At 63.3% G+C, this 14,590-nt stretch carries 11 protein-coding genes; 9 read left to right on the top strand and 2 right to left on the bottom strand.

Going from position 1 to position 14,590, the window contains the following annotated elements; translation table 11 throughout:
• Nucleotides 1–59 precede the first annotated feature (59 nt).
• From ABC383_RS06835 to ABC383_RS06820, 4 genes are read left to right on the top strand one after another with little or no spacing between them, the layout of a single operon-like run.
• Complete coding sequence (locus ABC383_RS06835) at nucleotides 60–1,316, top strand: flavin-dependent oxidoreductase (RefSeq protein ID WP_413012608.1); 1,257 nt, start codon at nucleotides 60–62, stop codon at nucleotides 1,314–1,316.
• 35 nt (nucleotides 1,317–1,351) lie between these two features.
• A complete protein-coding gene (locus ABC383_RS06830; RefSeq protein ID WP_413012607.1) occupies nucleotides 1,352–1,795 on the top strand; it encodes a hotdog fold thioesterase in 444 nt (147 codons plus the stop codon).
• Nucleotides 1,796–1,853: 58 nt separating this feature from the next.
• Nucleotides 1,854–2,999: an ABC transporter substrate-binding protein gene (locus ABC383_RS06825; protein ID WP_413012606.1), complete on the top strand. Its 1,146-nt coding sequence runs from the start codon at nucleotides 1,854–1,856 to the stop codon at nucleotides 2,997–2,999.
• A 9-nt stretch (nucleotides 3,000–3,008) separates the two neighbouring features.
• Nucleotides 3,009–4,862: a feruloyl-CoA synthase gene (locus tag ABC383_RS06820; protein WP_413012605.1), complete on the top strand. Its 1,854-nt coding sequence runs from the start codon at nucleotides 3,009–3,011 to the stop codon at nucleotides 4,860–4,862.
• A gap of 275 nt (nucleotides 4,863–5,137) precedes the next feature.
• Here the strand turns inward: ABC383_RS06820 and ABC383_RS06815 are convergent, their stop codons facing one another.
• Nucleotides 5,138–6,064: a fasciclin domain-containing protein gene (locus ABC383_RS06815; RefSeq protein WP_413012604.1), complete on the bottom strand. Its 927-nt coding sequence runs from the start codon at nucleotides 6,062–6,064 to the stop codon at nucleotides 5,138–5,140.
• A gap of 1,108 nt (nucleotides 6,065–7,172) precedes the next feature.
• Between ABC383_RS06815 and dctA the strand changes: the two genes are divergently transcribed.
• Nucleotides 7,173–8,492, top strand: coding sequence for a C4-dicarboxylate transporter DctA (gene dctA / locus ABC383_RS06810; RefSeq protein WP_413012603.1), 1,320 nt, complete (start codon nucleotides 7,173–7,175; stop codon nucleotides 8,490–8,492).
• 254 nt (nucleotides 8,493–8,746) lie between these two features.
• On the opposite strand, the gene ABC383_RS06805 is transcribed toward dctA, so the two are convergent.
• Nucleotides 8,747–11,056 carry an NADP-dependent malic enzyme gene (locus tag ABC383_RS06805; protein WP_413012602.1) on the bottom strand — a complete coding sequence of 770 codons (2,310 nt, stop codon included), beginning with the start codon at nucleotides 11,054–11,056 and terminating at the stop codon, nucleotides 8,747–8,749.
• Between the two features lie 318 nt (nucleotides 11,057–11,374).
• Here ABC383_RS06805 and ABC383_RS06800 point away from each other — a divergent pair, with 318 nt between their 5' ends.
• The 4 genes from ABC383_RS06800 to ABC383_RS06785 all read left to right on the top strand — a co-directional run bounded on the left by ABC383_RS06800 (nucleotide 11,375) and on the right by ABC383_RS06785 (nucleotide 14,590).
• The gene (locus ABC383_RS06800; RefSeq protein ID WP_413012601.1) at nucleotides 11,375–12,391 is read left to right on the top strand and encodes an NAD(P)/FAD-dependent oxidoreductase; all 1,017 of its coding nucleotides are present in this window, start codon (nucleotides 11,375–11,377) and stop codon (nucleotides 12,389–12,391) included.
• 35 nt (nucleotides 12,392–12,426) lie between these two features.
• Nucleotides 12,427–12,954 (top strand): superoxide dismutase family protein, encoded by a 528-nt coding sequence (locus ABC383_RS06795; protein ID WP_413012600.1) that lies wholly within the window; start codon nucleotides 12,427–12,429, stop codon nucleotides 12,952–12,954.
• Nucleotides 12,955–13,097: 143 nt separating this feature from the next.
• Nucleotides 13,098–13,427: a hypothetical protein gene (locus ABC383_RS06790; protein WP_413012599.1), complete on the top strand. Its 330-nt coding sequence runs from the start codon at nucleotides 13,098–13,100 to the stop codon at nucleotides 13,425–13,427.
• 233 nt (nucleotides 13,428–13,660) lie between these two features.
• A complete protein-coding gene (locus ABC383_RS06785; RefSeq protein ID WP_413012598.1) occupies nucleotides 13,661–14,590 on the top strand; it encodes a DnaJ C-terminal domain-containing protein in 930 nt (309 codons plus the stop codon).

Below are 14,590 nucleotides of genomic sequence, written 5' to 3'. Positions count from 1 at the left end.
ACTACCGCCATAGCGGCGACGCGACCAGGGAAACTGGCGTGCCAGATCAGGGGATGACTATGAAGATTGCAATAGCCGGCGCCGGCATCGGCGGGCTGGCCTTGGCGCTCATGCTGCACAAGCGCGGCATCGAGGCTGAAGTATGGGAAGCGGTTGAGGAATTGAAGCCGCTGGGCGTGGGCATCAATCTGCTGCCGCATGCAGTGAAGGAACTATCCGAACTCGGGCTGGAAGACACGTTGGCCGAGATCGGCATCAAGACCTCGCAGCTGGCCTATTACAACCGGCACGGACAGCAGATCTGGGCCGAGCCGCGCGGCCGCGCCGCCGGCTATGACTGGCCGCAGTTCTCCATCCATCGCGGCGCGCTGCAGATGGCGCTGCTGCGGGCCGCCACGCAGCGCATCGGCGCCGGCCTGGTGCATCAGGGCCATACGCTGGAGTCGTTCGAACAGGACGACGGCGGCGTGGTGGCGCGCCTGCGGCGCCGCGCCGACAATGCGCTGGTGGAAACCCGGGCCGACGTGCTGGTCGGCGCCGACGGCATCCATTCGGTGCTGCGGCGCCTCTTGCATCCGGTCGGCGACGAGCCGCGCTTTTCCGGGCGCATGCTGTGGCGCGCCATCACCGAGACCCAGCCGTTCATGGATGGCCGCTCGATGTTCATGGCGGGGCACCAGGACCAGAAATTCGTGGCCTATCCGATTTCCGAGCCGCTGCGGCAGCAGGGCCGCTCGCTGATCAACTGGATCGCGGAGCTGCGGGTGCCGGACGGCGCGCCGCCGCCGACCGACTGGAACAAGCGGGTCGACCGCTCGGTGTTCGCGCCCGCATTCGCCGACTGGAAATGGGACTGGATCGACATCCCGGCCATCATCGAAGGGGCCGCCACCATCTACGAATTCCCGCTGGTGGACCGCGACCCGCTGCCGCGCTGGACCGTGGGCCGGGTCACGCTGATGGGCGACGCCGCCCATCCGATGTACCCGATCGGCTCCAATGGCAGCGCGCAGGCGATCCTCGATGCCCGTTACCTGGCCGACTGCCTGGCCGATTGCGGCGCCGGACGCAGCAGCCTGCTGTATGCGCTGAAGGAGTACGAGGCCGAGCGGCTGCCGCGCACCGCCGGCATCGTGCTGCGCAACCGCATGAACGGACCGGAGCAGGTGATGCAGATGGCCGAGGAAAGGGCGCCCAACGGCTTTTCCAGCATCGACGAGGTGATTCCGTATGCCGAGCGGGAAGCCATCTCGCAACGCTACAAGCGCCTGGCCGGCTTCGACAAGCAGTCGCTGGCCGCCACGCCGAACCGCTGAACTGCTGAACCGCTGGACACGATCAAGGGAGCCACATGGCCATCTGGAAAAAGTCATTCACGCTGGAAGACCTGAGAGAGCGGCATGTGGACACCGCCGAAGGCCATCTGGGCATCGAGTTCTGCGCCATCGGCGACGACTGGCTGGCCGCGCGCATGCCGGTCGACGCCCGCACGGTGCAGCCGTTTCGCATCCTGCATGGGGGCGCTTCGGTATTGCTGGCCGAGTCGGTCGGCAGCTGCGCCGCCAACCTGTGCGTGGACCAGGAAAAATTCTATTGCGTGGGCCTGGACATCAATGCCAACCATGTGCGCGGCGCCAGCAGCGGCTGGGTCACCGGCACCGCGCGTCCGCTGCACATCGGCAAGTCCACCCATGTGTGGCAGATCCATATCACCAACGAGGCCGATGCGCTGGTATGCGTGTCGCGCCTGACGATGTCGGTGCTGCGCCGGCCGTCACCCGAATCACCAGGCTAGCCGCAAGCGACCAGCCTGAGCAGTCACACCTTATAAAACAACGACAGAGGAGACCAGCATGACATCAGCAAACCGTATCGCCGCCGCCATCACCCTTGCCTTCGCCGCGCTGCCGGCGTGGGCCGACATCACGGTGGGCATTTCCGTATCCGCCACCGGCCCGGCGGCTTCCCTGGGCATACCGGAGAAGAACACGGCGGCGCTGCTGCCCACCAGCGTGGCGGGGCAGAAGATCAACTACGTGATTCTCGACGACGCCACCAATCCGACCGAAGCCAACAAGAACGCCCGCAAGTTCGTCACCGAGAACAATGCCGACATCATCTTCGGCTCATCGGCGGTGCCTACCGCGCTGGCCATTGCCGAAGTCGCCAGCGAAACCAAGACGCCGCAGATTGCGCTGGCGCCGGTGGAACTGGCCGACGCGAAGAAGAACTGGGTTTTCGTCGTGCCGCAGCACAATGCGCTGATGGCGCAGGCGCTGGCCAGCCACATGAAGGCGGCCGGCGTCAAGACGCTGGGCTTCATCGGCTTTGCCGACGGCTATGGCGAAGGCTGGGCGCGCGAGATGACCAAGGCGGCGGAAGCGGCCGGCATCAAGGTGGTGGCCAGCGAGCGCTACAACCGGACCGACACCAGCGTCACCGGACAGGTCGTCAAGCTGGTCGCGGCCAACCCGGACGCGATCATGATCGCCGGCTCGGGCACCCCGGCGGCGCTGCCGCAGACCGCGCTGGCCGAGCGCAACTACAAGGGCAAGATCTACCAGAGCCATGGCGCGGCCAACAAGGAATTCATGCGCGTGGGCGGCAAGGCGGTGGAAGGCGCGGTGCTGCCGGTGGGGCCGGTGGTGGTGGCGGCGCAGCTGCCCGACAGCCATCCGTCGAAGAAGGTCGGCGTTGAATACACCCGCCAGTACGAGGAAAAATACGGCGCCGGCACGGTGTCGTCCTTTGGCGCGCACATGCTCGATGCCTACAAGCTGTTCGAGGCCGCGGTGCCGACCGCGCTCAAGAGCGGCCAGCCGGGCACGCCGGCCTTCCGCCAGGCGCTGCGCGACGCTATCGAGTCGGGACGGGAAGTGGTGGGCGCGCATGGCGTGTTCAACATGAGCCCGACCAACCATTACGGCCACGACGACCGGGCCCGGGTGCTGGTGCGTATCGACAAGGGCGAATGGAAGCTGCTGGGCGACGCCAAATAGGAGGCTGACATGGCCACCGTGATCACATCACGCGACCCGGCGCAGCTGTTCGCCGCGCCGCAGGTGCGGCTGTCACGGCGCGAAGACGGCGCGATCCTGCTGTCTTCGCCGCAGCCGCTGCAGGCCTATCCGCGCTGCGTCGGCGCGGACCTGGAACACTGGGCCGACAATGCGCCGCAGCGGATGTTCCTGGCCGAGCGCGGCGCCGACGGCGCGTGGCGTGAACTGCGCTATGGACAGGCGCGGCAACAGGTCAGGTGCATCGCCGCCAGCCTGCTGCGGATGGGCCTGCCTGAAGGGCGACCCGTGGCGGTGCTGTCGGACAACGGCATCGAGCATGCGCTGCTGATGCTGGCCTGCCTGCACGTGGGCATACCGTATGCCGCGCTGTCGCCGGCGTATTCACTGATGTCGCGCGACCATGCCAAGCTGCGCTCGCTGGTGTCGCGCCTGCAACCCGGCCTGCTGTATGCGGCGTCGGCGCAGCGCTACGGCGCCGCGCTGGCGGCCATCGAGGGCTTGCACCAGGCGGCGCTGGTAGTGGCGGACGATGGCGACGTGCCCGTCGGCGCGCAGCCGTTTTCCAGCCTGCTGGCGCATGAGGACGAGGCCGCGGTGGACGCGCGGCATGCGCTGGTTGGCCCGGATACGGTGGCCAAGATCCTGTTCACCTCCGGCTCGATCGCCGAGCCCAAGGGCGTGATCAATACCCAGCGCATGCTGTGCGCCTCGCAGCAGGCCAAGGCCCAGCTCTGGCCCTTCCTGGCTGATACGCCGCCGGTGATCGTCGACTGGCTGCCCTGGAATCACACCTTCGGCGGCAACCACAACTTCAACCTCGTGCTGCGCCATGGCGGCACGCTGTATATCGATGGCGGCAAGCCGGCGCCCGGCCTGTTCGACGCCAGCATCGCCAATCTGCGCGAGATCGCGCCGACGCTGTACTTCAATGTGCCGCGCGGCTTCGACATGCTGGTGTCGGCCTTGCGTACTGATGCCGCGCTGCGCCGCAATTTCTTTTCAAGGCTGCAGCTGATGTTCTATGCCGGCTCGGCCCTGCCGCAGAACCTGTGGGAAGACCTGATCGCGCTGTCGATCCAGGAAACCGGACAGCCGGTGCCCATGGTGACCGCATGGGGCTCGACCGAGACCGCGCCGCTGGCCACCGACTGCCATTACCAGGCGCCGCGCTCGGGCGTGATCGGCTTGCCCGCACCCGGCGTGGAACTGAAGCTGCTGCCGGCCGGCGGCAAGCTGGAAATACGGGTGCGCGGCCCGAATGTCACGCCCGGCTACCTCGACCAGCCGGAGCTGACCGCCAGGGCCTTCGACGAGGAAGGCTATTACCGCATCGGCGACGCAGTACGCTTTGCCGACGAGGGCAATCCGGAAGCAGGGCTGGTGTTCGACGGCCGCGTGGCGGAAGACTTCAAGCTCTCCAGCGGCACCTGGGTCAATGTGGGCGCGGTGCGCATCAAGGGCATCGAACTGCTGGCGCCGGTGGCGCAGGACATCGTGGTGACCGGCCATGATGGCGAGCAGATCGGCTTTCTGGTGTTCGCCAATCTGCCGGCCTGCCGCGCGCTGGCCGGCCTGCCGGTCGATGCGCCGGCGGCGGAGGCGCTGTCGCATCCGGTGGTGCGTGGCAAGGTGCGGCAGGGCCTGCAGGCGATGCGACAGCTTGGCGGCGGCAGTTCAACTTATGCCAGCCGCGCGCTGCTCATGAGCGAGCCGGCATCGGTGGACGCCGGCGAGATCACCGACAAGGGCTATATCAACCAGTCCGCCGTGCTGGTGCGGCGGGCGCAGATGGTCAGCGCGCTGGAGCAGGGCGGGGACGGGGTGATTGCCATAGACGGTTGAAGCTTCGTTGATGGAGTAGCCAGCCGGGTGGGCGAACATCTCCACCCGACATTCACCATAGTTTCATGCCTGCCTGGCATGCCGGGAGAAAAGCATGCATTTGCTTACCCGATGCCGCCTTCCGGCCCGTCATGCAACAACGCTAACTGAAAAGGCTCAGCAGCACTCGGCTTGTCGTTGTTTCGCATTACCACTGTCTCCGGCCTGCTAAAACAACAGGCAGCGTGTCAGGACGGTGGCGGTGGACGGCCATTGACCGTCCACCGCAGATCCGCTTACGGTGCGGGCAGAATCACCTTGTCCAACACGTGAATAATGCCATTCGAGGCAAGCACGTCCGTGGCGACAATGTTCGACTGCCTTCCACGCTGATCCAGGATGGCCAACGCCGGACTGACCGTGAATGTCTCACCCTCGACGGTCTTGATCGGCGTATTGATTGGCACGCCGCTCTTGAGCACCAGGCCCGGAACCACGTGGTAGGTCAGCACTTTTGTCAGCAGAGGCTTGTTCGCCAGCAGTTGCTCCTTGGTGAGGCCCAACTCGGTTAACAGCGATGCAAATGCGGCGTTGGTTGGCGCAAAAACTGTATAAGGCCCTGGCGCGCTGAGGGTTTCAACCAGTCCTGCGGCTGTAACCGCTTCAACCAGGATGCTGAAGTCAGGAGTGGCAACTGCCGTTTGCACGACGTTCCTGTTTGCAGGCAGAAGCACCTTGTCGATGGCATGAATGACACCGTTGGAGGCGGCGATATCAGCCTGGACAATTTTGCTCGTCCGATTGCGCCCATCCGTAATCACCAGACCGTCGCCGACTTTGTCGATTTTGAAAAATCCGCCACCGACGGGATTCACGGCCTTGTTCAGCGGAACCGCGCTGCTCGGGACTTGCCCGGCCACGACATGGTATTGGAGCACCGCGGTCAACAACGTCTTGTTGGCCAGCAATTGTTCCTTGCTTACCCCCAGTTCCCCAAGCAGCGCTGCAAATGCATCGTTGGTGGGCGCAAATACGGTGGTCGGGCCGGGTGCGGCCAGGGTATCGGTCAGTCCAGCAGCCTGAACTGCTTCGACCAGAATGCTGAAACGGCTGTCGCTCTGGGCTACCTGTACGACATTTTTGGGATGGTCATCACTGCCTCCGCAGCCGGCCGTGACAGCAAACAGCAAAACACTTATAAGTCCTGTGATCCAGCGCAGCATGATCGTCCTCCAGAGAACTGAAATCAGTTAATGGGTTGTAGGTGGATGTCAAAGCCTTAGGATGTCGATTGCCTTCTCACCTCCCTTATCCAAGGTTGATAAAAGTTGCGTGTTTCAGAGCTCAAGGTTCAGACCGTGCCGCAGTGGTAATGGCGCAGTGAATGGCTATGCCGCACGTCACGCGGGTAGGGCCAATATATGACCCAAGGCAATTCCATCTGAGCGGTGTCGCAACAACGCCGCACTGCATGTCCTGGACAAAAAGAAGCGTTTAGCAGTGCTGTACTACGCCAACAAGGCTTGAAACGGGGCATGGCCATGGCAACCCTCGTGCCGCGACGCGTGCCGGAATAGGGCAGCACACTGATTAACTCAAGCTGCTGGTCCCGCGTTACTCTATACGGCTCGTTACCTTTTGCGAGGCTCAAACGGTGGCGGAATCCATAATACCTTTGCACTGAAGGGGCATTGTTTCTGCTCTCGCCGGCGCCAGGCCTGACAAATGCAATCGATAAGCCGGCTTCACTGAAGGTGGTCGGTTTCGAAGTCATCGGGGGTCGGAGAATTTATGGTCAACAAAACTCTGCTCGACAGATTGTCTAGGTCAAATGGAGATTTGTCTAGGATTGAATTGGTAAATTCAGGGGTTCGGTCCAAGAAATACTTTATGGTGGATTGCGCAGAATTCATCGTGATAAGTTGCAAAAAGAAAACAAAATCCTGATCAAGCGAGGCCGGGTGCGCCTGTTTTGCTTGACCCGGTTTCGTTGCGCCCGATCCCGTCTGCGCTTGCTGCACCGAATCCTTGCCAGCGCCAATCGCATGGCAATGGCCTGCGCAATAGTCGATGGATCGCCGAGCCTATTCCATGTCCGGGTTTGCTTGCCTGCCCACGGAGCGCGTCAACGTCCACATAGCCATCTACCAATGGCTTTCCACAATTTGCTTGTTACCTAATGGGCTGGCGCACGCTCAAGCGCGCTTTTTCAGAGGACTTCCCAGTATGGGACTTCGGTTTTGAAAAATGAGCGAGTCGGTCAATTGATACGGCTGAGTGCCGCTGCTCATTTCCATATCAACGATAAAGAGTCTTGAAGGCGACAGATAAATGCATCTCAAACAGACAAAAAAGCTCTATGTCCAGGTGCTGTTGGCGATCACATTCGGCATCATGCTAGGCCATCTTGCGCCTGATCTTTCTGTCAAATTCAAGCCACTTGGCGACCTGTTCATACGGCTGGTCAAGATGATGGTGGCCCCGGTTATCTTTGTCACCGTTGCGGTGGGTATCGCCAAAGGCCGTAGCGGCAATGCAATCAAGTTAGGCCGCCTGGGATTTAAAGCAATCATGTATTTTGAAATCGTCACATTTCTTGCGATGGTGACGGGAATGGCGGTCGGGTTGATCTTCAAGCCCGGAAGTGGAATGAATGTGGACCTGGCTTTGATCGATACCAGCGCCGTTGCCTCCTACAAAGCCGCCGGAAAGCCATTTTCCATTATTGAATTTCTCATCAACATCGTCCCAACGTCACTGATCGAGCCGTTCTACAAGGGTGAAATGCTGCAGGTCGTATTCCTGGCGATCATCGTGGGGTTCGCATTGGCCTTAAGCGGGGACGCCGGCAAGAAACTCGTTGAGGTTCTTGAATGGATGACGGTTCCTCTTTTCAGGATCATTGGAATCGTCATGCAATGTGCGCCGGTAGGGGCATTCGGTGCGATGGCGTTCACTATTGGAAAATTCGGTATCGGCTCACTGACGAGCCTTGGGTTGCTGATGGCATGCTTCTATCTGACCTGCGCCATTTTTATTGTGGTGATTCTGGGAAGCATCACTCGTCTGTGCGGCTTCTCATTGTGGGCAATCCTGAAGTACTTCAAGGATGAAGCGCTGATCGTATTCGGCTGTGCATCAAATGAAGCAGTACTGCCGGCGCTGGTTCACAAGCTGCAGCAACTCGGATGCAGAAAAGCCGTTGTTGGTCTGGTACTTCCGATGAGCTATGCGATGAATCTGGACGGTGCCTGCATCTACTACACGATGGCAATTGCCTTCATGTCCCAGGCGCTTGATATCCATCTCACCTGGCTTGATCAACTGACGATTTTCGGTGTCCTGCTGCTAACGTCAAAGGGATCGGCAACGGTGACTGGTGGTGGCTTCATCACCCTTGCGGCTACGCTTGCTACCGTCGCAGGCAAGGTCCCCGTTGAAGCGATGATCTTGCTGCTGGGTGTAGACCGGTTCATTTCCGAGGCGCGCGCATTCACAAACTTTTGCGGCAACGTTGTCGCAACGATTGCCTTATCCCGGATGGAAGATGCAATTGACCTGGACCGCGCTGGATATGTTCTTGCTAATCCGGACGTGACATTGGCTATTGAAGAAGCGGGCGGTGCGGCTGGCTACCAGACAAACCCATAGCAAGCGAAACAGGCACATGCCTGCCTCCATGTCATGCACGCAAGGCACTGTACGGAAGCCTGATTTAATCAGCCAGTCAGGTTGCGGCCCGGTTCGGCACAGCAACGATGAAGACGTTTTTTGCAGCGGAGAGACGATATCAGGCATGGCCTTCCCGGTTTTGCCGGGTGCATTCCTGATGGTTCGCTTGAATTGCCCGGGTCTCGCTACGCTCAACCCAGGCTAGGTTTGATACGCCTGCTTCTTCGTTTAACTCAACCTTGCCTGGTCCTCTCCACCCTGGCATTCGCCCCGGCCACGGCAACTGCCGTCATGTTCACGATCCTCCTCGACGTGGCATTTGGCGTCAGGATATGCACCGGCTTGGCCGCGCCCAGCAGGATGGGACCGACCGTCACGCCCTGGCCGCCGGTGATCTTCAGCAGGTTGAAGGCGATGTTGGCCGCGTCCAGGGTGGGCATCACCAGCAGGTTGGCGCCGCCGGCCAGGCTGGTGCCGGGCAGGTAGTGACGCCGCACGTCCTCGGACAAGGCCGCGTCGCCCTGCATTTCGCCTTCCAGTTCCAGTTCGGGCGCTGCCTTCGCCACCAGGTCATGGGCGGTGCGCATCTTCCTGGCGGAAGGGCGGTTCGACGAGCCGAACATCGAGTGTGACAGCATCGCCACCTTGGGCTGCAGGCCGAAGCGGCGCACTTCCTCCGCGGCCAGCTGGGTGATCTCGGCCAGCTGCTCGGCGCTCGGGTCGTCGTTGACGTAGGTGTCGGTGATGAAGAGCGTGAACTTGTCCAGCATCAGCGCGTTCATCGCGGCGAAGGTGCTGGCGCCCGGCGCCAGGCCGATCACGTCCTGCACATGTTCCAGGTGATGCTCGAAGCGGCCCACCGTGCCGCACAGCATGGCGTCGGCATCGCCCATGTGCATCAGCATCGCGCCGATCAGGGTATTGGAGCGGCGCAGCGCGGACTTGGCCATGTCGGGCGTGACGCCGTCGCGGCCGCGCAGGCCGTGGTAGGCCTCGTGGTAGGCGCGGTAGCGCGGATCGTCTTCAGGGTTGATCAGCTCGAAGTCGGCGCCGGGCTTCAGGCGCAGGCCGGCCTTCTCGATGCGCATCTGGATCACGTGCGGACGGCCGATCAGGATGGGCCGGGCCAGTCCCTCGTCGACCACGGTCTGCACCGCGCGCAGCACATTCTCCTGCTCGCCTTCGGTATAGACCACGCGCCGCGGCGCGCTCCTGGCGGCCGAGAACACCGGCTTCATGATCAGGCCGGTGTGATAGACCAGCTGGCTCAGCTGCTGGCGGTAGGCCTCCATGTCGGCGATCGGGCGGGTCGCCACGCCGGACTCGGCCGCGGCCTTGGCCACCGCAGGCGCGATGCGCTCGATCAAGCGCTGGTCGAAGGGCGTGGGGATCAGGTAGTCGGGGCCGAAGGTCAGGTCCTGGCCGGCATAGGCGGCCGCCACCGCGTCGTTGGTCTCGGCTTCGGCCAGGTCGGCGATCGCGCGCACGCAGGCCAGCTTCATTTCCTCGGTGATCTTGGTGGCGCCGCAATCGAGCGCGCCGCGGAAGATGTAGGGGAAGCACAGCACGTTGTTGACCTGGTTCGGATAGTCCGAACGGCCGGTGGCGATGATGCAGTCGGGCCGCGCGGCCTTGGCGACTTCGGGGCGGATTTCCGGCTCCGGGTTGGCCAGCGCCAGGATCAGCGGACGCTCGCCCATGGTCTTGACCATGTCGCCGGTCAGCACGCCGGCGGTGGAGCAGCCCAGGAAGACATCGGCGCCCTTGACGATGTCGGCCAGCACCCGGGCGCTGGTGTCCTGCGCATAACGGGCTTTGTTGGCTTCCATGCTGGCTTCGCGGCCTTCGTAGATCACGCCCTTGGAGTCGGCCACGAAGATGTTTTTACGCTCGACGCCCATGCTGACCATGATGTCCAGGCAGGCGATCGCGGCGGCGCCCGCGCCCGACACGGCCATCTTCACGTCGCCGATCTGCTTGCCCACCACCTTCAGCCAGTTCAGCAGGGCTGCGGCGGAGATGATGGCGGTGCCGTGCTGGTCGTCGTGGAAGACCGGGATGTTCAGGCGCTCGCGCAGCTTCTTCTCGATGTAGAAGCACTCCGGCGCCTTGATGTCCTCCAGGTTGATGCCGCCTACCGTCGGTTCCAGCATCGCGATCGCGTCCACCAGCTTGTCGGGATCATGCTCGGCCAGTTCGATATCGAACACGTCGACGCCGGCGAATTTCTTGAACAGGCAACCCTTGCCTTCCATGACCGGCTTGGACGCCAGCGGGCCGATATTGCCCAGCCCGAGCACCGCGGTGCCGTTGGTGATCACCGCCACCAGGTTGGCGCGCGAGGTGTATTCGGCGGCCATGGCTGGCGTGGCGGCAATCGCCTCGCAGGCATAGGCAACGCCGGGCGAGTAGGCAAGAGACAGGTCGCGCTGGTTCGACAGCGCCTTGGTCGGCGTGACCGATATCTTGCCGCGGGTCGGGCTGCGGTGGTATTCGAGGGCTGCGTCGCGCAGCTGGTCTTCCTTGCTTGATGTTTGGTCCATGATGAGTTCCGGATTGAGGGCGCAGCCAGGCGCGTTGACATGAAGGAATGCGGTACAGGAGGCGCACTGTATCGAGCCGCTACTATACCTCCGGCTTGTGCGAGCGCAAGGTGGAGGGCAGGCGTCTGTTTCATGCATGATTGATAATGCCCATGACCGCACGCTTTTCATGGAACTTGCGTCTGCACCACTTTGCCTAAAACGCTTTGACATGCGCCCGCGCTGGCCCGGACCGCCCTACGGCGAGTTCATACCAAGCCAAACGACGCATGTGGCGCCACGCAGCACAAGGGAGAATCAATGAATGTCGGAAACGATATGGGCAATGCACTGAATCCGCCGGACGAGATACCTGTGCTGGACTGTCTGATCATCGGCGGCGGCCCGGGCGGGCTGACGGCCGCCATCTACCTGCGGCGCTTTCACCGCAACATCATGCTGATCGACAAGGGCGAGAGCCGGCTATCGCTGATTCCGGTAAGCCATAACTATCCCGGCTTCCCGGAGGGCGTCCAGGGCACGGCCCTGCTGCAGAGCCTGCGCGACCAGCTCAGGGCCGCGGGCGGCGAAGTCACGCAGGGCGAAGTCACCTGCGTCGGGCGCGACGGGAAGAGCTTCTATGCCGACTGGAACGGCGGCCGGGTGCGGGCACACAAGGTGATCATGGCCACCGGCATCGTCGACATCGGCCTTCCGACAGAAAACTGGCGCGCCGCGGTCAAGCATGGCGCGATCCGGCTCTGCCCGATTTGCGACGGCTACGATGTCACCGACCGCCGCATCGCCATCGTCTGCGGCCAGGACAACCGGGTGGCGCATGCCCGCTTCATGCGCACCTTCAGCGCCGACATCACGCTGCTGCTGCCGCAGGATGCACCGCCGCTGGACGAGGAGGAAAAGGTCCAGCTGCGCGAGGCGGGCGTGGCCTGGCTGGAGACGCCGGCGCTGGATGTGTCGACCCAGGACAGCCGCACGCCGCTGGTGCATACCGCCGATGGCCAGCAGCATGCCTTCGACGTGCTGTACCCGATGCTCGGTGAAAACGCGCGGTCGCGGCTGGCCGCTGATTTGGGCGCGGAACTGGGCGATTGCGGCGACCTGATCGTCGACATACACCAGCGCACCGCGGTCGATGGCCTGTATGCGATCGGCGATGTGGTCGTGGGCATCAACCAGATCAGCGTGTCGACCGGACAGGCGGCGGTTGCCGCCACCGACGTCCATAACAAGCTGCCGGCCTGCCTGCGCTGCGCGGACCGCGACCGGGCTGCGCAGGCGCAGTCAATCCATGCGCGGCAGCCTGCGGAATCGACAGATGCTTTCCAGATCGGTTAATGTTCTGCATCTGACAATAATCCAAAGGAATCCCGATGAAACGAACCGCCATGCTGGCCGCCTCCCTTTCGCTTGCGGCGCTGTCCGGGTGTGCCTTTCTGCCGCCCGTGCCGATCGCGGTGGCCGACCTGAGTCCGACCCAGGGCAATACCGCCAGCGGTACCATCACCTTCGTTGAGCGCAGCGGCAAGATCCTGGTGGATGGCCATTTCAAGGGCCTCACGCCCGGCCAGCACGGCATTCATATCCATGAGAAGGGCGACTGCAGCGCGCCCGATGCCATGAGCGCAGGCGGCCATTACAACCCCACCGGCGAGCCGCACGGCGCGCCGGGCAGCGCAAAACATCATGGCGGCGACCTCGGCAATCTCACCGCCGATGCCAACGGCGACGCCACCCTCGATGTGACTCTGGATACCGCCCGCTTCGGCATGAGCAAGCTTGCCAGCAACACCATCGCCGGCAAGGCGCTGGTGATCCATGCCGATCCGGACGACCTGGCGAGCCAGCCGGCCGGCAACTCCGGCAAGCGCGTTGCCTGTGGCGTGATCCGCATGCAATAAGCGGCAACGGCGCCTGCCCGGGCAAGCCGGGCAGGCGCCGCCGGTTCGTGGAGTCCTACACCAGCTTGGCCGGCTGTCCGACTGCATGAGCAATGGCAATGGGGCTATGCTGCGACATCCATTCGCGTCGTCGGGGCCAGGCCATGAATCTGTTCAACCGTCTACCAAATTCCAGAACCGCGCCGCCCGGCCTGGAGCGCCGCATCTGGCGCGCGCTGCCCGGCGTGCTGGCCCTGGGCACGATGCTGCCGGCCGTCTACATTCTCCTTCTGCATCTGTTCACGCTCGACAGCGGCGAGGGCATGGCGCGCAAAGTGGAGATGTCGCGCTATCTTGCCACCGGCGCCATCCTGTTCAACTGGATGGTCGTGATGCAGGCGGCCATCCTGTGCGCCATCGTGATGGTCATGAAAGGCCATGCCTACGTGGCCGACGCCTACCACCTGCCGGACAGCCCCGCACCCCGGCCCTGAGCATTGCCCGCCCGATGCCGGGCGTCGATAAGGCAAACACAGGCCGGGTCGTCGAACCCGCCTGTCCAATCGATTCCCGCGCCTTCCTCAAGCCGCTTTCTCATCGCCAATAAAAAATTTGTGCTTGATCAAGGCTTGTTCGCCACGTATCGCCGAACCTGTGCGAACCGGCCGGTAAGCGGGCGACCCGTAGCCCGGCGATGGATGCCACCGGGCAGAGGAAAACACTGCGGATGAAATACAAGGACTATTACGCCGCCCTCGGCGTGGAACGCGATGCCACACCCGAGCAGATCAAGAAGGCTTACCGGAAACTGGCGCACCAGTATCATCCGGACATTTCCAAGGACCCCGAAGGCGAGGCCAAGTTCAAGGAAGTGCAGGAAGCCTATGCCACCCTGAAAGACCCGGAGAAGCGCGCCGCCTATGACGAGCTGGGCCGCCGGCCCGCCGGCGAAAGCTTCGAGCCGCCGCCCGACTGGGGCCAGGGCTTCGGCTCCGGCGAAAATTTTTCCGATGTCGACCTGGCCGACCTGCTGGCCGCCTTCGCTTCCGCGCGCGGCGGGCGCGGCGGGCGGCGGGCGCAGCGCGGGCAGGATGCCGAAGCAGCCGCGCCGGTAACGCTTGAGCAGGTGAGCGAGGGCGCCGAAGTCGATCTGCGCTTCAATTTGCCGGAATACGATGCGCGCGGCCTGCTGCACCATGTTCCCCGCACCTTTCGCGTGCGCATCCCCAAGGGCGCCGGCGACGGCCAGCGGCTGCGCCTGGCCGGAAAGGGCGGGCCGGGCCGCAATGGCGGTCCGCCCGGCGACCTCTACATCGTGATCCGGCTGCAGCCGCACCCGCTGTACCGGGTCAGCGGCCGCGACCTGTATATCGACCTGCCGCTGACGCCGGCCGAAGCCGTGCTGGGCGCCAGCGTCGAGGTGCCGACCCTGCGTGGTCGGGTGGAACTGAAGGTGGCGCCCGGCACCGCCAGCGGGCGCCAGCTGCGGCTGTCGCGCCGCGGCCTGCCAACCGCCGATGGCGGCCACGGCGACCTGTATGCGGTGGTGCGCATCGAGGTGCCATCGTCGCCGACTGCGCGCGAGCGTGAACTGTACGAAGAGCTGGCCAAGGTGTCGGCATTCAATCCGCGCAGTCACTTTTCCCGGAAAGGCTGA

Origin of the sequence: Noviherbaspirillum phoenicis (assembly GCF_047237965.1) — a bacterium.
Taxonomy (GTDB): domain Bacteria; phylum Pseudomonadota; class Gammaproteobacteria; order Burkholderiales; family Burkholderiaceae_D; genus Noviherbaspirillum_A.
The sequence above is the reverse complement of the archived record's forward strand: the minus strand, read 5'-3'. Positions and strand labels throughout refer to the sequence as shown.